Consider the following 18075-nt stretch of genomic DNA (forward strand, 5'->3'; position numbering starts at 1 on the left):
CAGGTGCCCGGCGCGGGCGCGGCCGGTGCGGCGGCGGGCGCGGCCGCGTCGGAGAGCCAGCCGGCCCCGCCGGTGGCCTCGCCCGCGCCGGGCGGGGTGTACGCGGTGAGGGTGGTGGAGCCGGTGAGGCCCTGGAGCGGCTGCGGGCAGACCGCGGTGCTCCGCTCGACCTGCGCCGTGGTGGCGGTGGCCCGGTCGGTGCGGGCCGGGGCGGCCGGCGGGCGCAGCTCGGCGATGCCGAACACCGCCGCGAGCACCACGCCCGCGGCCAGCAGCGAGCGGGTGGTGCGCGCCACCGAGGAGCCCTTCGGGGCGGGGGCGCCGTCGAAGGCCCCGGCGGGGGCGGCGCCCGGCGCGGCGGGCTTCTTCCTGAAGGCGGGCTTCTTCATCGCGGGTCAGCTCCCGGATCCGTGGTGCGGGTACCGGCCCGGGCCGTGCGGGCCGTTCGGGTCGTGGGGCTCGTTCGGGTCCGGCTGGTCGTAGTAGGGCTCGGCCTGCTGCTGTCCGGGCACCCAGGGCTGCTGGCCCGGCTGCTGGTACTGGTCGTAGCCGTACTGCTGGTCCGCCGGGTACGGCTGGTAGCCCTGCTGCTGGTAGCCGTCCTGGCCGCCGTAGCCCTGGCCGCCGCCGTACGGCGCGCCCACCGGCTGCTGCGCGGCGTACGGGTCGTAGCTGTACGGGTCGGCCTGCTGGTACGTCTGGTAGGGGTCGGTGTACGGCTCGGCCTCCTGCGCGGCGGCGGCCGCCTGGACCGCCCCGACCGCCGGCTCGCCCGCGGACTGCGCCGGGATCGTGCCCGGCCGGCCCTCGTACACCCCGGCGTCCGGCTCGTCGGTGTCCGGGGCCTCGACCTCGGTGCCGTCGCCGCGCTCGGCCATCCGGCGGGCCCGGCGGCTGCCGGGGGCCGGGGCCTGCGCCTGGGCGGCGGCGGCCAGCGCGGCGGCCTCGACCACGTCCTCGGGCAGGTCGTCGTCCTTGTGGTTGCGCCGGCCGGGCAGGGCCAGCACCAGGACGGTCAGGCCGAGCAGCAGTTGCGCCCAGATCCAGCCGGTGTGCGCCAGGCTGCCCTCCCGGGTGACCAGCAGCTTGCCGCCGCCGGCCGGGAGCTTGAAGCCCTGCGCCCAGCCGTCCACGGTGACCGGCTCCAGGGCGGTGCCGTCCAGGGTGGCCTTCCACTGCGGGGCGGCGGACTCGGCGAGGCGCAGCACCCGGCCCTCGGGTCCGGCCGGCAGGGTGGTGTCGAGGTCGCGCTCACCGGCCGGGACGACCACGGGGACGGCGCCCGGGGCGGTGATCAGCGCGCGGGTGGCGGGGGTGCCGTCGACCTGCCAGAGCGCGGCGCCGCCGTCCTGGTTGGCCTTGACCAGGCCGGGGGTGGTGTCCAGGACGTCCTTGAAGGCGCCGATCAGCGGCTGGTCGACCAGCACGTAGGCGATGCCGTAGCGGGAGAGCGCGCCCGCCTGGTCGGCGCCGGAGCCGGCCAGCAGGCTGCCGACCGTGCGGTCCAGGCCGGCCGTGGTGCCGGTGGCCGGGTCGACGGTGGACTCGGCCTGGCCGAGCGTCAGTCCGGCGCCGCGGACGACGGTGTAGTCGACCGAGCCGCCCTTCGGGTCGCCGGTGACGACCAGGGTGCGGGAGCGGTCGGTGGTGCCGGCCTGCTCGGCGATGAACGCGGGCACCTGGGCACCGCGGCCGCGGTGCAGCGGGCCGTCGGCGCCGGTGACGGCCCACCAGAGGCCGGTGCCCAGCGGGGCGAGCACGGCGGCGGCGACCACCAGGGCGGCGACCGGCTGGCGCCAGCCGAAGGCGATGCCGGCCACACGGGCGTTGGCGCCGTCGGCGCCGATCGCGGCGGCGGCGAGCAGGGCGACGCCGGCCAGCAGGGTGGCGGGGCCGGACCACGCGGGCACGGCCGGGCCGCCGGAGGCGGGGGTGACCGAGGTGCCGGCCACCGCGACGGCGAACAGCAGTCCGGCGCCGGCGGCGCCCCAGGCGGCGAGCACCGCGCGGCGGCGGTCGGCGCGCAGCAGGGCGGCCAGCGCGGCGAGCACCACGCCGGCGGAGAGCCAGACCGGCGGCACCCCGGCGCCGCCCGGGTTGACCAGGAGCAGCCCGGTGGCGGTCGGCCCGGCGCCGTGCAGGCCGGGCAGGCCCGCTTCGAGCAGCAGCCACTGCGGGTGCGAGAGCACCTGGAGCGACCAGGGCGCCAGGACGGCGACCGGCACCGCGAGGACGACCAGGACGCGCAGGCCGAGCAGGCGCAGCGCGGTGACGCCGGAGCCGAAGGCGCCGCCGCGGACCACCGCGGTGAGCAGCATGGCCAGGCAGAGCGGCACGGCCAGCGCCCAGACCAGCGGGACGAAGGCGGTGGCCAGGGTGAGCAGCAGGACGGTCATCCAGGCGGAGCGCCAGCCGGGGCGGGCGCCCTTGGCGGCGCTCTCGTCCCGGATGCCGAGGCCGGCGGTGATCGCGGCGGCACGGGCCAGCGGCGGGAGCAGCACGGCCAGCACGGCGGTGCCGATCCGGCCCTGGGCGAGCGCGCCGGTGGCGGCGGGCAGCAGGGCGTAGGTGGCGCTGGCCCAGGCGCGGACCAGCTTGGAGTCGATCAGCGGCCGGGAGACCAGGTAGGCGCTGACGGCGGAGAGCGGGACGGCGAGGACGACCAGCAGGGTGACCGCGAGGTCGGCGTGGTCGAACAGCATCCAGGAGAGGATCGACAGCACCGCGAGGTAGGGCGGCGCGGAGGCGGTGGAGCCGGTGCCGACGGGGTGCCAGGCGTCGGCGTACATCGACCAGAGTCCGGCCGCGCCGTCGGTGGCGGGCAGCAGGGCGCCGCCGAACAGGGCGTCAGCGCCGAGCAGGCCGCGGCAGGCGACCAGGGCGAACACCAGCAGGGCGGCGAACAGCACCGGGGCGGGGCGCCGGACGAGCTTCTTGACCAGCGCGAACTGCTCGACGACGAGGTCCTCGGCGTCCTCGTCGCCGCCGGCCTCGGCGGTGCCGTGCCGGCCGGAGCCGGCGTCGTCGCCGCCCCCTATGCCGAGCGAGCCGATGACGCCCTCGACGGCGAGCCGGGCGGTGGCGCCGGGTGCGGGGAAGAGCGTGCGGTCGTCCAGGGCGTCGGCGGCCCGGCTGCGGGCGCGGCGTTTGCGGGCGGCCAGCAGCCGGGGCAGCCGCACGAGTTCGTGGCCGAGGCCGGCGAGTTCGTCGAAGGCCTGCTTGGGGTCCTTGCCGAGCAGGTTGGCGACCACCCGCAGCAGGGTGCCGAGCACCAGCCGCAACAGGACGTAGGGGAAGAGCACGCCCCTGGTGTTGGCGAGCAGGGTGTAGACGGCGCCGGCCTTGTCCACCCGGTGCGGGTGGGCGGGGCCGCAGTCGATGGCGCGGCGCTCGCGGCTGGCGGCCTCGGCGTGCCGGAGCACGGCGTCCGGGGCGACCACGACGCGGTGGCCGGCGGCGTTGACCCGCCAGCAGAAGTCGGTGTCGTCGCGCATCAGCGGCAGCGCCCGGTCGAAGCCGCCGAGCTGCTCGAAGACGTCGCGGCGCACCAGCATGCCGGCGGTGGAGACGGCGAGCACCGGGCGGACCTGGTCGTGCTGGCCCTGGTCCTGCTCGCGCCGGTCGAGGCCGGTCCAGCGGCGGCCGGAGCGGGCGATGGTGACGCCGACCTCCAGCAGCTGGCGGCGGTCGTACCAGCTGCGCAGCTTGGGGCCGACGACGGCGGCGCTGGGGGTGGAGTCGGCGACCTGGAGCAGTCGGCGCAGCGCGTCGGTCTGCGGTTCGCAGTCGTCGTGCAGCAGCCAGAGCCACTCGACCGGCTGGGTCTCCCGGGGGCCGCCGCGGCCGAGGCCGTCCTCCTCGCCGAGCGGGTCGCCGAAGTCGTCCCAGCCGCCGGTGACCGGGTCGTAGCCGGAGGGGTCGAGCCGGTAGGGCAGGTCCTCGGGGCGCAGCGGGGGGCTGTTGAAGACGGCCTCGCCGACGGCGGTGCCGAAGCCGGCCCGGCGGCCGAGGACGGTCGGGCCGCTCTCCGGGAGCCAGTCGGCGAGGGTCTCGGCGAGCAGGCGCGGGGAGTCGTCGGTGGAGCCGGTGTCGACGGCGAGGACGCGCTGGACCTGGCGGTCCTGGCCGAGCAGGCCGGCGAGGGCCCGGGGCAGCCAGCGGGCGCCGTCGTGCGAGACGATCACGGCGGTGACCAGGTGGCGCGGGTAGGCGGGCGGCCTGCTGGAGGAGAAGCCGCTCTGGTGGCTGTAGACGGTCATCGCGTGCGAGGGCCCCAGTTCTCGGTGGACACAGCCGGTGAACGGCAACCGGATGGCGCACCACACTAACGGCTCCGGGTGGCGGCTCCGTCCACGGTGTCCGCCCCGGGTGCCCGTCCGGGAACGCGGAAGCGCCTCACCACCGGTGGTGAGGCGCTTCGTCGCAGGTCGTCCGTGCGGGCCGGTCGTTCGAGGAACCGGGGTCCAGGGGTCCGGGGGACGCGTCCACCCCGTTCAGACGGCGCTCTTCTTGAGCCGGCGGCGCTCGCGCTCGGAGAGGCCGCCCCAGATGCCGAATCGCTCGTCATTGGCGAGGGCGTACTCCAGGCACTCGGAGCGGACCTCGCAGGCGAGGCAGACCTTCTTGGCCTCGCGCGTGGAGCCGCCCTTCTCGGGGAAGAAGGATTCCGGGTCGGTCTGGGCGCACAGCGCGCGCTCCTGCCAGCCGAGTTCCTCTTCCTCCTCGATGCCGTCACCGATCAACAGCTCAAAGAGCTCGCTCATGTGGCGCGCCTCCTCTGCCCCTATTGGCGTCCCCGTGGTTGCCGTTGCCTCGTGCGGCCGACGACACGAGTGAAATTACAGTTGCGTCACTCTGGCTCAGTCAAGCCGAGCTCTGGTATTGGGGCCAGGATTCACTCCCCGGCACCAAGCCGTTACGAATAGTGTACATAACCGGACACATCGGACCTCACGTCCGAGGACCCTCGAAGGCTGCCGAACCCTTCACGACCGGGGGCCGGGTGACGCGCAGTCACCGCCACAGGCCGGTCACCGCCCTCTCTTCCCGGCGATCTTCCCATCGAAACATAGAGGGTGATTTATCACCCCATCGGGTACTTCATGACCGATCTCACCCGAATGTCCGCTCTCCCCGAGTTGACACCGCCCCCGTCGATGCGATGTCCTTTCCCCTATGTCAGAGTTCGCCAGCCCCCGGAGCGGTTCCGCCCTCCGCCGTGCCGTGAACTCCTGTTGTCGCCTCTGTTCCTGCCGCTGTATCTAGGCGCCCGCCGTCCCGCCGCGCGCCGCCCAGGAAGCACAGAGGCCGCCCGCGATTCCCGCCCCAGGACATCCCGGATCCGGCTGATCCCCTGACGCCCCAGCCTTTCCGAGGACGACTCCCGTGCGAATGATCCGCATCCGCAAGCGGAACCGCGACCGCAGCAAGCTCGCCCGCCGCCTCCACGCCGCCCGCCCCGCCGCCCACCCGTGGGCCGACGGTCTCAGCGACGTCTCCATCGCCGGCGACCCGCTGGCCTTCCCGCACCTCGCGCGCACCGACCTGCCCGGGCACCCCGTCACCGTCGCCGACCACTCCCGGCTGGTCCGCGAGATCGCCGCCGACCGCGCCCGCTGGGAGCCGCTCGTCCGCTACGACGCGCTGACCCGCTGGTACGCCCGGCTGGAGACCGGCCCCGGCTACGAGGTCTGGCTGCTCAGCTGGCTGCCCGGCCAGAGCAGCGGCCTGCACGACCACGGCGCCTCCGCCGGCGTGATGACCGTCGTGCGGGGTGAACTCGTCGAGCGCTCCCTCACCCATGCGGGCGACGGCGCCCGGACGCTGCGCCCCGGCGGGCAGCGGGTGTTCTCCGCCGGCTACCTGCACGAGGTGGTCAACGGCTCGCTGGAGCCGGCCGTCTCCATCCACCTCTACAGCCCCGGCCTGACCGAGATGAACCAGTACGGCGGCGGCACGGCCGTCCCCGAGCAGCACCCGCAGGCGTCCGCCGAGGTCGGCTGAGGCCCGCCGGGCCTCGGCGGCGGTTGCCGAGGGCCGGGCTGACGACCCGTCGACGCGTGGCAGGATGGGCGCATGCGCATCGTGGCACTGGCAGGCGGGATCGGCGGAGCGCGTTTCCTGCGCGGACTCCGGGAGGCCGTCGGCCCCGAGGACGAGATCACCGTCATCGGCAACACCGGTGACGACATCCACCTCTTCGGGCTGAAGGTCTGCCCCGACCTCGACACCGTCATGTACACCCTCGGCGGCGGCATCCACGAGGAGCAGGGCTGGGGCCGGACCGACGAGACCTGGTCCATCAAGGCCGAGATGAAGGAGTACGGCGTCGGGCCCGAGTGGTTCGGGCTCGGCGACCGCGACTTCGCCACCCACCTCGTGCGCAGCCAGATGCTCACCGCCGGCTACACCCTCAGCCAGGTCACCGAGGCGCTCTGCGTGCGGTGGCGGCCCGGGGTGCGGCTGCTGCCGATGAGCGACGACCGGGTCGAGACCCACGTGCGGATCACCGACGACCGGGGCACCCGGGCGATCCACTTCCAGGAGTACTGGGTCAAGCTGCACGCCGCCGTCGACGCCGAGGCGATCGTGCCGGTCGGCGCGGAGACCGCCAAGCCGGCGCCCGGCGTGCTGGAGGCCATCGCCGACGCCGACGTCATCCTCTTCCCGCCGTCCAACCCGGTCGTCTCGATCGGCACCATCCTCGCCGTGCCGGGCATCCGGGCCGCCGTCGCCGCCGCGTCCGCCCCGGTGGTCGGGCTCTCCCCGATCATCGGCGGGGCGCCGGTGCGCGGCATGGCCGACAAGGTGCTCGCCGCCGTCGGCGTCGAGGCCACCGCGGACGCGGTCGCGCTGGACTACGGCAGCAGGTCGGCGCCGCGGAGCGGCGCGGGCGAGGGTGGCGACGGGCGGCGGGAGGGCCTGCTGGACGGGTGGCTGGTGGACACCGCGGACGAGGGCGTCGTCGCCGCCGTCGAGGCCGGCGGGATCGCCTGCCAGGCCGTGCCGCTGCTGATGACCGACGTGCCCGCCACCGCCGCGATGGCCCGGGCCGCGCTCGCGCTGGCCGAGCAGGTGCGCGGATGACGCTCCGGATCGTCCCGGTCGGCGGGCTGCCCGAGATCGACGCCGGCGCCGACCTCGCCGGGCTGATCGCCAAGGCCGCCGAGTACCAGGACGGCGACATCCTGCTGGTCACCTCCAAGGTGGTCAGCAAGGCCGAGGGCCGGGTGCTGGAGGCCGCCGACCGCGAGGCCGCGATCGACGCCGAGACCGTCCGGGTGGTCGCCCGGCGCGGCAGCACCCGGATCGTCGAGAACCGCAACGGCCTGGTGATGGCCGCCGCCGGTGTCGACGCCTCGAACACCGCCCCCGGCACCGTCCTGCTGCTGCCCGAGGACCCGGACGCCTCGGCCCGCGCGCTGCGGGCCCGGATCCAGCAGCTCACCGGGCGCCGGCTCGCCGTCGTGGTCACCGACACCTTCGGCCGGCCCTGGCGCAACGGGCTCACCGACGTCGCCATCGGCGCCGCCGGGCTGCCCGTCGTCGAGGACCACCGGGGCCGCACCGACTCGCACGGCAACGAGCTGGCCATGACCGTGACCGCCACCGCCGACGAGCTCGCCGCCGCCGCCGACCTGGTGAAGGGCAAGGCCACCGGCACCCCGGTCGCCGTGGTGCGCGGCCTCGGCCACCTGGTCACCGCCGAGGACGGCGAGGGCGCCCGGGCGCTGGTCCGGCCCGCCGCCGAGGACATGTTCCGGCTCGGCACCTCCGAGGCGATCCGGCAGGCCGTCACCCAGCGGCGCACCATCCGCGCGTTCACCGCCGAACCGGTCGACCCGCAGGCCGTGCGGCGCGCCGTCGCCGCCGCGGTCACCGCGCCCGCGCCGCACCACACCACGCCGTGGCGGTTCGTGCTGCTGGAGACCCCCGGCGTCCGGACCCGGCTGCTGGACGCGATGCTCACCGCCTGGCGTCGCGACCTCGCCGAGCTGGACGGCTGGGACGAGGAGCGGATCGCCCGCCGCACCGCCCGCGGCGACGTCCTGCGGGCCGCCCCGTACCTGGTGGTGCCCTGCCTGGTGATGGACGGCTCGCACGACTACCCCGACGAGCGCCGGGCCGGCGCCGAGCGGGAGATGTTCACCGTCGCGATCGGCGCGGCGGTGCAGAACCTCCTGGTCGCCCTGGCCGGCGAGGGCTACGGCTCGGCCTGGGTGTCCTCCACCATGTTCTGCCGCGACACCGTCCGCACCGCCCTCGGCCTCCCCGGCCACTGGGACCCGATGGGCGCCGTCGCCGTCGGCCGCCCCGCCGAACCCCCGCGCACCCGCCCCGAGCGGACGGCGGACGCCTTCATCGAGGTCCGCTGACCGACCCGACGGCGGGTGTCAGTCGCCGAGGTCGTCCGGCAGCAGGCGGAAGGCCTGGTGGTTGGTCAGCGGCCGGATCGCGCGGAAGTGCCTGCGGTCGATCGTCAGCACGGCGTCGGTGCGGAACTCGGCGGCCAGCGCGACGTTGATCGCGTCGGTCAGGCCCATGCTCAGCTCCGGGTAGCGGCGCATGACGATTCGCGCGGCACCCAGGTGCGAAGCGACCTCCGGGACCTCGAACCGGCCGATCGTGCAACGGTCGATGATGTCCTCCAGGATGCCCATCGCCGCGCCGGCGCCGAGCGTCCGGTGGGCCAGGTAGTCCAGTTCGGCGAGCACCAGCGGCGAAATGACCAGGTGGCCCACGGTGTCCAACGCCTTCCGGCAGGCGATGTGGTCAGGCTCGTCCCGCGCGTAGGCCGCGAGCAGCGCGCCGGTGTCGCCGACCACCGCGACCGCCGTCACCGCCCGAACCCTTCCATGTGCTTGTCGAGATCGGCCACGATGCGACCGCCTCCGCCTCCGAAACTCGGCATGTCGTCGATCTCGTCGCCCATCGGGTCGGTACGGAACGGGTAGACCGGCTCGGCGAGGTCCGGCGGCACGATCGTGGCGACATGGCGGCCGTCCTTGGTGACGATCACGGTCTCACCGCGCTCGACGGCTCCTATCACCTTGGCCGTCTGCTGGTTCAGTTCCCGCATCGTTGCTTCCATGAGGCCAGCCTAAGCCTGGTACTACGGTGTAGTACATCATGTGGGGGTGCAATTCACCCGAACGTGTGGGTTTAGCGCCGGCGGTGGTCGTTGGGGGCGAGGCGGGGGCCGAAGCGGGGGGCGTGGGTGCCGGTGGCGAGGACGATCCGGCACAGGCGGTGGCGGTGCGGGCGGTAGGGCTCCAGGAGCGCCAGCATCTGGGCGTCGTCGCTGCGGACCCGGCCGGCCAGCGCCCAGCCGACGGTGTTGGGCAGGTGGAAGTCGCCGACCGAGACGGCGTCCGCGTCGCCGTTGCTGCGCTGGAGGGTCTCGGCGGCCGTCCAGACGCCGATGCCCGGGACGGCGGTGAGGCGGGCGAAGGACGCCTCGTGGTCCATCGCGGAGGCCTCCTCCAGGCGGGGCGCCAGGCGGACGGCGCGCTGCACCGTCGCCGAGCGCTTCGGGTCCACGCCCGCCCGGTGCCAGTCCCAGCTCGGCACCTGCGACCACTCGCGGGCCGACGGCGCCACCCGCATCTCCCCCGCCGGCCCGGGCGCCGGGGTGCCGAAGGCGCGCAGCAGGGCGCGCCAGGCGCGGTAGGCCTCGCCGGTGGTGACCTTCTGCTCCAGGATCGCCGGCACCAGGGACTCCAGCACCAGCCCGGTCCTGGCCAGCCGCACGCCGGCCGCCGCGCGCTGGGCCTCGCGCAGCGGGCCGGGCGGCAGGACCAGGCCCGCCGGGTCGTCCGCGTCGCCGAGCAGCTCGGGCAGCCGGTCGAGCAGCCACGGCGCGCCCGGGCCCCAGGCGTCCGCCTCGACCACGCCCTCGGAGGGGCGGGCGAGCACCCGCAGGGTGCCGACGCCGGCCGGGGTGCGGGAGGCCCGCCAGACGGCGCCGTCGGCGGTGGTCCGGTACGCCGGGTCGGCCGGGCCGCGGCGCAGCGGGAGCAGGGTGCGGGCCACGTCCAGCGGGAAGCCGGGCCGCCAGCGGCGCACGGCCGCGGCGCCGGTGCCGGGGCCGCTGCCGGTGGCCCTCGGGGCGGGCACGCTCCTCCCGTTCACCGCCGTGCACCTCCTGCGCTGTCCGTCGACCATGGGGATATGAACGATACGCGGGTGACGGAATTGTCCCCAGGTGACGAGAGTGCCGTGCGGGCCCTCTACCACCGGGTGCTGGAGGGCTGGAACCTGCGGGACGGCGCCGCCTTCGCCGGGCCGTTCGCGCCGGACGGCGAGGTGATCGGCTTCGACGGGACCCGCCACCGCGGCCGCTCGGTGATGGCCGCCGAGCTCGGACGGGTCTTCGCCGACCACGCCACGCCCGAGTACGTCGCCAAGGTGCGGCGGGTACGGGCGCTGGCCCCCGGGGTGGCGCAGCTGGACGCGGTCGCCGGCCTGGTGCCGGACGACGCGGAGGACGTGGACCCCGCGCTGAACGCGGTGCAGACGGTGATCGCGGTCGACGCGGGGGCGGGCTGGCGGATCGCGCTGTGGCAGACCACCCCGGCCCGGTACGACCTGCGGCCCGACCTCGCGCAGGCGCTGACGGCGGAACTGCGGGCGCTGGTCGGCCGCGGGCCGGGGCCGCGGTGATCATGCGGTGATCCGGCGGGCGGCGCCGCGCGTGAACCGGATGTTCACGGGATTTCGACCTGCCCGCCACGCCGCCCGGCGGCGCCCCCGCCACCCCTCCCGGACGTCCGCCCGTAGGCCGTAGGCTGGGGCGCACCATGACTTCGCCTTTCGCTGCCGATGCCCGCACCCCCGTCGAGCTGCTGCACGCTTTCCTGCGAGGTGGCGCTCCCTCAGTCGACCCCGCGGCCCCGCTGGTCACCTTCTACGACGACGCCAGCGGCGAACGCGTCGAACTCTCCGCCCGGACCTTCGACAACTGGGTGGCCAAGACCGCGAACCTGCTCCAGGACGAGCTCAATGCCGGGCCGGGCGACCGGGCCGCGCTGCTCCTCCCGGCCCACTGGCAGAGCGCCGTCTGGCTGCTCGCCTGCTGGTCGGTGGGGGTGACGGCGGTGCCGGGCGGCGACCCGGCCGGCGCCGACCTGGTGGTCAGCGGCCCGGACGGCCTGGAGGCCGCCCAGGCGTGCGAGGGCGAGCGGGTGGCGCTCGCGCTGCGCCCGCTCGGCGGGCGCTTCCCGCAGCGTCCGGACGGTTTCCTCGACTACGCGGCCGAGGTGCCCGGCCAGGGCGACCGGTTCGCCCCCTACTCCCCCGTCACCCCGGACGCCCCGGCGCTGGAGACCTCGGTCGACGGCCTGCCGCTGAAGCTGACCGGGGAGCAGACCGTCCAGCTGGCCCGCGAGGGCGCCGCCCGGCTCGGGGTGGGACCGGGCGACCGGGTGCTGTCCACCCTCTCCTACGACGACTGGGCGGGTCTGGAGGCCGGGCTGCTGGCGCCGCTGGCGGCCGGGGCCTCGGTGGTGCTCTGCCGCAACTCGGACGGCCTGGACGCCGACCAGTGGGAGAAGCGGGTGGAATCCGAACGGGTGACACTGCGCCTCGGGTAACCCCCGGCCCCGGCCCGGCGGGTAGGGATCCCTGCCATGGCCGAGGACGACACCGAGCACCCCCCGACCGAACGCCCGCCGACCGACCGACCCCCGGCCGAGGAGGCCGGCGCCGCGGAGCCGGAAGCCATTGCGGAGGCTTCCGGCGCCCGCCGGCGCCGCCGCCGCCGGTGGCTGGTCGTCACCGCCGGCGCCCTGGCGTTCCTGCTGGTGGCCTGCGGCACCGTGCTCTGGATCGCCTACCGCAAGCTCGACGGCAACATCCGCACCGACTCCACCACCGACCAGCTGCTGGCCCGGCTGGAGGCGGAGCGCCCCGCCCGGACCGCCGGGGCCCGCGGCGCGGAGAACCTGCTGCTGATCGGCAGCGACGACCGGACCGGCGCCAACGCCTCCTACGGCTCGGCGGGCGGCCAGCGGTCGGACACCACGATCCTGCTGCACCTGGCGGCCGACCGGCGGCGCGCGACCGCCGTCTCCATCCCGCGCGACGTCATGGTGAGCGTCCCCGCCTGCGAGAAGCCGGACGGCACCCGCAGCCGGCCCGCGCTGCTGCAGTTCAACGCCGCCTTCGAGACCGGCGGCCCGGCCTGCTCGATCCGGACCGTCGAGCAGCTCAGCGGCATCCGGATCGACCACTACGTGATCATCGACTTCACCGGGTTCAAGCGGATGGTGGACGCCGTCGACGGGGTCGAGGTGTGCGTGCCCCAGCCGATCCACGACAAGGACGCCAAGCTGGACCTCCCGGCCGGGCGGCAGACCCTGCACGGCGAGCAGGCGCTCGGCTACGTCCGGGCCCGGGAGACCCTCGGCGACGGCAGCGACACCCAGCGGATGGGGCGTCAGCAGCAGTTCCTGGCGGCGCTGATCCGCAAGGTGCAGTCGCAGGGCGTGCTGCTCAACCCGACCAAGCTGTGGCCGGTGCTGGACGCGGCCACCTCGTCGGTGCGGGCCGACGGCTCGCTGTCCTCGCTGGGCGCGCTGTACGACCTGACCCAGGACCTGCGCGGGATCCCGTCCTCGGACGTGACCTTCCTGACGGCGCCGCGGCAGCCGTACCGGTTCGACTCGGACCGCGACGAGTTCGTGCAGCCGCAGACCGCTCAGCTGTTCGCGGCGCTGCGGGACGACCGGCCGGTGGAGGTGCGGCCCCCGGGGTCGGGCCCGTCGCCGACGGCCCGGGCGGCCCCGTCGGCGGCCCCCTCGTCCTCGGCGCCGACCTCGCCGTCGGCCTCGTCACCGACCTCGCCGCTGACCTCGCCGTCGACCTCGCCGTCACCGAGCGTGAGCACTCCGCCCTCGTTCGAGGGGCGGACCGCCGACGTGGACGCGTGCGCGGTGCACTGACCCGTCGCCATGCGAATCAAGTGATCATCTGATCACCATTCCGTACACGGATCATGATCTTGAAAGGTTCTCACCGGAAATTCCCAGCACCTGATTCACCTGCGGAAATCGCCGGTCCGCATCATGGCGGAGATCACACCCGGAACAATTCCCCCACCCGGCTCGTCTAGGGTGTCCGAGTCGGTCGCGCAATTCGCGCACCGGCCCGAGAACCGGCCGGAGGGAGGGGAACACCCGTGCAGCAGGACATCCACGGCGCCACGCCGGACGCCGGGCCGACCCCGTCCGACCCGGCCCGGGGCATCCCCGTCCAGCGCCGGCGCCCCTCGGGGACCGCGGCCGAGGCCGCGACCGACCCCGCCCCCGGGAGGGCGGCCGACGGGGGGCGGGCCGCCCGGCGGAGGGCGCGCGGCGCCGCCCGGCGCAACCGCCGGCGACGGCTGCTGAAGTGGACCGGCGGCCTCGGCGCGTTCGTCCTGGTGGCCGGCTGCGGTGGCGCGTACTACGCGTACCAGCACTTCAACAACAACATCACCACCGTCAAGGTGCAGCTGGGCAACGAGGCGGAGCGGCCCCAGCCGGTCGGCGACGCCACGAACATCCTGGTGATCGGCACCGACAGCCGGGAGGGCCTGGGCCGCGCGTACGGCGACGAGGGCAGCGCCGGGCACGCCGACACCACCATGCTGTTCCACGTCGCCAAGGACCGCAGCAACGCGACGGTGCTCAGCATCCCGCGCGACCTCATGGTGCCGGTGCCGGACTGCCGGACGCCGGACGGGAAGACCATCCCCGGCACGGCGCGCACGATGTTCAACAACAGCCTGGGCCAGGAGGGCCGCGACCCGAGCTGCACCTGGAAGACCGTCGAGAAGATGACCGGGATCCGGATCGACCACTTCATGATGGTCAACTTCGACGCGGTGAAGACGCTCTCCAGCGCCGTCGGCGGCGTCGAGGTCTGCGTGGCCAAGGACATCAACGACCCGGACTCGCACCTGAAGATGAGCAAGGGCCGGCACGTCGTCCAGGGCGACGAGGCGCTCGCCTTCGTTCGTACCCGGCACGCCGTCGGACAGGGCGGCGACCTCTCCCGGATCCCGTTGCAGCAGCAGTTCATCAGCTCGATGATCCGCTCGGCCAAGAGCAACGACACCCTGACCGACCCGGCCAAGCTGTGGAAGCTCGCGGACGCCGCCACCAAGGCGCTCACCGTCGACTCCGGGATCGGCAGCGTCGACAAGCTGACCGGCCTCGCGCTGGACGTCAGCAAGGTCGACACCAAGAACATCACCTTCGCCACCGTGCCGGTGCTGGACGACCCGGCGGACGAGAACCGGCTGGTGCTCAAGCAGCCGGACGCCGGGCAGCTGTTCTCGATGGTCGGCAACGACCGGTCGCTGACCGGGACGGCGGACTCCGCCGGGGCGGCCCCGGCGGCTCCCTCGGCCCCTGCCACGTCGGCGGCCCCGGCAGCTCCGGCGGCTCCGACCACGGCCGCTCCGGCCGCTCCGGCGGCGGACGTGCAGCAGCTGCGGGTGACGGTGCGCAACGGCAGCGGGACGCCCGGGCAGGCGCAGCAGGCCGTCGACCGGCTGCAGGCGAAGGGCTACACCCGGGCCGCGACCGCCGCCAACGCGCCCGTCGCGGCGGCCACCACGCTCTCCCACCCGGCCGGGAAGGCCGCCGAGGCGGCGGCACTGGCCACCGCCCTGGGCCTGCCCGCCGACGCGGTCAGGGCGGACCCGAAGCTGGGCGCCAAGGACGGGCTGGTGCTGGTGCTCGGCAAGGACGCGGCCGCCGCCGCGGCGACCCCGAGCGCGCCGGCCACCGAGGCGCCGAAGGACCTCCAGCGGGTCCAGGCCGACGACACCGACGTCTGCGCCAAGTGAGCTGACGTCAGGGCCGCCCCGGCGGGCGCGAGCGGCCCGCCGGCGTCCCGGGGCGTCCCGGTGGACCGGGACGGCGCGGCCGGGGATCGGACAGCCCTGGCGGAGCGTCACCCCGCGGGCATACCGGCAGCACCGCGGCCGGGCCGACGAGGACGCCGCGGCCCGCGCGAACGGCGGCGGACCCGGCCTCGGCCGTCCCCACGGCTCCGGCGACGGCGCCGTGGGCGGGAACGGGAGGGCGGGTCCGCGGGACGGGCCGGTGCCGGCGCCAGGGGGGCGCCGGGTGTCAGCTGCGCTCGACCACCGCGCCGGTGGCGGTTGCGGCACTGCTGCCGATCACCTTGCGGGCCAGCGAGCGCGGCGAGGTGAGGAAGCCGAAGCCCCAGCTGAGGTGCATGGTCGCGAAGGCCAGCGGGAGCAGCGCCTTGGCCTTGAACGACAGGCCGCGGCCCTCGACCAGCGCGCCGCCGTGGATGCCGAGCAGGTAGGCACCGGGGAAGGCCAGGAAGACCGGGTGGACGGCCACGCCGAGCACCAGTCCGAGCGTCACGCCGACGAAGGCGGCCGGGGGCGCGAGGTAGCGCAGGTTGACCGAGCCCCGGTGGTACCGGGTGACCACCCGGCGCCAGCGGCCGTAGTCCTTGTACTGCTTGGCCAGCGCCTTGACGCTGGGCCGGGGGCGGTAGGTGACGCGCAGCTGCGGAGTGAACCAGACCAGGCCGCCGTCCTGGCGGATGCGGTAGTTGAGCTCCCAGTCCTGGGCGCGGACGAACTCCTCGTTGTAGCCGCCGAGGCGCTCCAGCACCTCGCGCCGGAACACCCCGAGGTAGACGGTGTCCGCCGGGCCGGCCAGGCCGCCGGTGTGGAAGGCCGCGTTGCCGACGCCTATCTTGGAGGTCATCGCGACGGCGACCGCGTTCTCCCACTCGGTCTCGCCCTCGGCGTGCATGATGCCGCCGACGTTGGCCGCCTCCATCTCGCCGAGCAGCCGGACCGCCGTGGTGATGTAGCCCGGGGTGAGCAGACCGTGGCCGTCGACCCGGACCACTATCGGGTGGCTGGAGCCGCGGATCGCGGCGTTCAGCCCGGCGGGGGTGCGCCCGGTGGGGTTCTCCACGGTCCGGACCCGCGGGTCCTCGGCGACGAGTTCGGCGGCGATCTGCGCGGTGCGGTCGGTGGACGGACCGAGGGCGATCACCACCTCCATCGGCCCGGCGTACTCCTGTTCCAGGATGTGCCGGACGGCCGTACGCAGGTGTCGTTCCTCGTTGAGCACCGGCATGATCACGGAGACCGCCGGCAGCTCCTCAGCAGCCTTGGTGTTCATCGGGGCCAACCGTACCGGTGTGAACGGGGTGTCGTCTTGTCCCGGTCTGGGCCGCTGTGGGCGGCCCGGGAGCGACCGTGTGCGAAGGAATGTCGAGGAGACGTTCCCACGTCACCGGAGGGCTCCGGAAGGAACGTTTCACTGATCCAGGCCCACCGTACCTCCCGCCTCCGGCGCGCCCTCACCCGGCCCGACCGAGGGCGCCCCTACCATCCGAGAGATGCCCGTCTCCCCGCTCTCCGCCCAGTCCGGAGGCCCCGCCGGTGCCCCGCCCGGACGGGCCGGATCCCCGCCCGGACGGCGGCGGCGCTGGCCCCGCCGGCTGGCCGCAGGTGTCGCCCTCGGCATCCTCGCCACCTCCTGCGGCGGCTGGGCGGTGCTGCGCGGCGCCGGGTCGATCGACCGGGTCGACGTCTTCGGCGGCGCCCGGGCCCGCCCGGCCGACGACGCCTCCACCACCTTCCTGGTGGTCGGCACCGACGAGCGCGACGGCATCCCGGAGAAGACCCTGAAGACCGTGCTGCACGCCGGCGGCGAGTCCTGCCACTGCACCGACACGATGATGATCGTCCAGCTCGCCGGGGACGGCTCCCGGGCCAGTGTGATCAGCATTCCGCGTGACTCCTATGTCGACATCCCCGCGCACTGGGACCCGGTGGCCCGCAAGGAGGTCCCGGCCGGCAAGGGGAAGATCAACGCCGCGTTCGGGCTGGGCGGGCCGCCGCTGACGGTGGCCACCGTCGAGCAGAACACCGGGCTGCGGATCGACCACTACCTCCAGGTGAACTTCGCCGGGTTCGTCGCCGCCGTGGACGCCGTCGGCGGGGTCCGGGTCTGCACGGCCAAGCCGCTCAAGGACGAGTACTCGGGTCTGGACCTGCCGGCGGGCACCAGCACCCTGGACGGCGCGGGGGCGCTCAAGTACGTGCGCGCCCGGCACCTGGACGGCAGCTCCGACCTGGGGCGGATGCACCGGCAGCAGAAGTTCGTCGCCGAGCTGCTGCACGAGGTGACCAGCAGCGGCACCCTGCTCAACCCGGTCCGGCTGGCCCGGGTCACGGACAGCCTGCTCGGCTCGGTCAAGGCGGACCAGGGGCTCTCGACCGACGACCTGGTCACCCTGGCCGCCCGGATGAAGGACCTGACGGCCGGGCGGGCCGACTTCGTGACCGTGCCGCTGGCCTCGGTGGACCACCCGGTCGCCGGGTGGGGGTCGACGGTGCTGTGGGACAAGGAGCGGGCGGAGGAACTGTTCGACGCCGTCCGGGAGGGGCGGCCGCTGACGGACGGGGCGGCCGCGGGCGGGGAGGAGGCTTCCGAACCGGCGGCTCCGGCGGCCCCGCCGCCGGCGGCCTCGGTATCCCCGGCGTCCCCGGCTCCGGGGTCCGCGCCTCCGGGGTCCGCGCCTCCCGCCGCCGTCGCCCCGGAGCAGGTGCACGTCCAGGTGTTCAACGCGGCGGGCGTGGCCGGACTGGGCGCCCGGGTCGACGCCGAGCTGCGGCGGGCCGGGTTCGCCACCACCGGGGCCCCCTCCAACGCCCCGATCGGCACCTCGCCCGGGCGGACGGTGATCCGCTACGACCCGCGCCGGGCCGCCGAGGCGCGGACCCTGGCGGTCGCGGTGCCGCAGGCCGAGCGGACGCCGGTGCCGGGCCTGGGGACGGTCCTGCAGCTGTACGCGGGCGCGGACCACCCGGCGGCCGGGGCGACGGCGCTCCCCGTCCCGCTGCCCACGGCGCCGGGTGCGGCGCCCTCCGGCCCGGCCGGAGAGGCCCGCCCGGACGCGGGGGGCAACGAGGCGGAGACGACCGGCGCCGAGCGGCCGAGCGACATCGTCTGCCCGTGAGCGGCCGGCGCGCGGATCGGCGGACGCACGGAAGGGGGCGGGGTGCGCACGGCACCCCGCCCCTCCCCC

General features: G+C 75.2%; 14 protein-coding genes and 1 pseudogene. 8 read left to right on the top strand and 7 right to left on the bottom strand.

The window, feature by feature from the left end; all coding sequences use genetic code 11:
- The 3 genes and pseudogenes from ACFVVL_RS33375 to ACFVVL_RS33385 all read right to left on the bottom strand — a co-directional run.
- Nucleotides 1–389 (bottom strand): annotated as a pseudogene (locus tag ACFVVL_RS33375) (hypothetical protein); the annotation flags it as partial.
- A gap of 6 nt (nt 390–395) precedes the next feature.
- Nucleotides 396–4259: a glycosyltransferase gene (locus tag ACFVVL_RS33380; RefSeq protein ID WP_387681944.1), complete on the bottom strand. Its 3864-nt coding sequence runs from the start codon at nt 4257–4259 to the stop codon at nt 396–398.
- 234 nt (nt 4260–4493) lie between these two features.
- A complete protein-coding gene (locus tag ACFVVL_RS33385; protein WP_030310813.1) occupies nt 4494–4763 on the bottom strand; it encodes a WhiB family transcriptional regulator in 270 nt (89 codons plus the stop codon).
- Between the two features lie 622 nt (nt 4764–5385).
- On the opposite strand from ACFVVL_RS33385, the gene ACFVVL_RS33390 reads away from it, so the two are divergent.
- The 3 genes from ACFVVL_RS33390 (at nt 5386) to ACFVVL_RS33400 (ending at nt 8375) form a co-directional block, all read left to right on the top strand.
- Complete coding sequence (locus ACFVVL_RS33390; RefSeq protein WP_380296069.1) at nt 5386–6003, top strand: cysteine dioxygenase; 618 nt, start codon at nt 5386–5388, stop codon at nt 6001–6003.
- A gap of 72 nt (nt 6004–6075) precedes the next feature.
- Nucleotides 6076–7086 (top strand): 2-phospho-L-lactate transferase, encoded by a 1011-nt coding sequence (gene cofD, locus ACFVVL_RS33395; protein WP_387681947.1) that lies wholly within the window; start codon nt 6076–6078, stop codon nt 7084–7086.
- Nucleotides 7083–8375 (top strand): coenzyme F420-0:L-glutamate ligase, encoded by a 1293-nt coding sequence (locus ACFVVL_RS33400; protein ID WP_387681950.1) that lies wholly within the window; start codon nt 7083–7085, stop codon nt 8373–8375. Before cofD ends, ACFVVL_RS33400 begins: the two co-directional genes overlap by 4 nt.
- Before the next feature lie 18 nt (nt 8376–8393).
- Here the strand turns inward: ACFVVL_RS33400 and ACFVVL_RS33405 are convergent, their stop codons facing one another.
- The 3 genes from ACFVVL_RS33405 to ACFVVL_RS33415 form a co-directional block, all read right to left on the bottom strand.
- Nucleotides 8394–8840 (bottom strand): PIN domain-containing protein, encoded by a 447-nt coding sequence (locus tag ACFVVL_RS33405; RefSeq protein ID WP_387681953.1) that lies wholly within the window; start codon nt 8838–8840, stop codon nt 8394–8396.
- Nucleotides 8837–9091 carry a type II toxin-antitoxin system Phd/YefM family antitoxin gene (locus tag ACFVVL_RS33410; protein WP_380296076.1) on the bottom strand — a complete coding sequence of 85 codons (255 nt, stop codon included), beginning with the start codon at nt 9089–9091 and terminating at the stop codon, nt 8837–8839. The genes ACFVVL_RS33405 and ACFVVL_RS33410 overlap by 4 nt, the downstream gene beginning before the upstream one ends.
- Nucleotides 9092–9162: 71 nt before the next feature.
- On the bottom strand, nt 9163–10164 hold the full coding sequence (locus ACFVVL_RS33415; RefSeq protein ID WP_387681956.1) for a DNA-3-methyladenine glycosylase family protein: 1002 nt from the start codon (nt 10162–10164) through the stop codon (nt 9163–9165).
- Between the two features lie 54 nt (nt 10165–10218).
- Here ACFVVL_RS33415 and ACFVVL_RS33420 point away from each other — a divergent pair, with 54 nt between their 5' ends.
- The 4 genes from ACFVVL_RS33420 (at nt 10219) to ACFVVL_RS33435 (ending at nt 14833) form a co-directional block, all read left to right on the top strand.
- A complete protein-coding gene (locus ACFVVL_RS33420) occupies nt 10219–10662 on the top strand; it encodes an SgcJ/EcaC family oxidoreductase (protein ID WP_387681959.1) in 444 nt (147 codons plus the stop codon).
- 137 nt (nt 10663–10799) lie between these two features.
- Nucleotides 10800–11591 carry a TIGR03089 family protein gene (locus ACFVVL_RS33425; protein WP_387681962.1) on the top strand — a complete coding sequence of 264 codons (792 nt, stop codon included), beginning with the start codon at nt 10800–10802 and terminating at the stop codon, nt 11589–11591.
- Nucleotides 11592–11627: 36 nt separating this feature from the next.
- Entirely contained in the window at nt 11628–12941 is a 1314-nt protein-coding gene (locus tag ACFVVL_RS33430; RefSeq protein WP_387681965.1) for an LCP family protein, read from the top strand.
- Nucleotides 12942–13177: 236 nt separating this feature from the next.
- Nucleotides 13178–14833 carry an LCP family protein gene (locus tag ACFVVL_RS33435; RefSeq protein ID WP_387681968.1) on the top strand — a complete coding sequence of 552 codons (1656 nt, stop codon included), beginning with the start codon at nt 13178–13180 and terminating at the stop codon, nt 14831–14833.
- Nucleotides 14834–15119: 286 nt separating this feature from the next.
- Here ACFVVL_RS33435 and ACFVVL_RS33440 read toward each other — a convergent pair whose 3' ends face one another.
- Nucleotides 15120–16160, bottom strand: a complete 1041-nt coding sequence (locus tag ACFVVL_RS33440) for a glycosyltransferase family 2 protein (protein WP_380296087.1) — start codon at nt 16158–16160, stop codon at nt 15120–15122.
- A 220-nt stretch (nt 16161–16380) separates the two neighbouring features.
- Between ACFVVL_RS33440 and ACFVVL_RS33445 the strand changes: the two genes are divergently transcribed.
- Nucleotides 16381–18006, top strand: coding sequence for an LCP family protein (locus ACFVVL_RS33445; RefSeq protein WP_387681971.1), 1626 nt, complete (start codon nt 16381–16383; stop codon nt 18004–18006).
- Nucleotides 18007–18075 lie beyond the last annotated feature (69 nt).

Origin of the sequence: Kitasatospora sp. NPDC058115 (genome assembly GCF_042884635.1) — a bacterium.
Taxonomy (GTDB): domain Bacteria; phylum Actinomycetota; class Actinomycetes; order Streptomycetales; family Streptomycetaceae; genus Kitasatospora.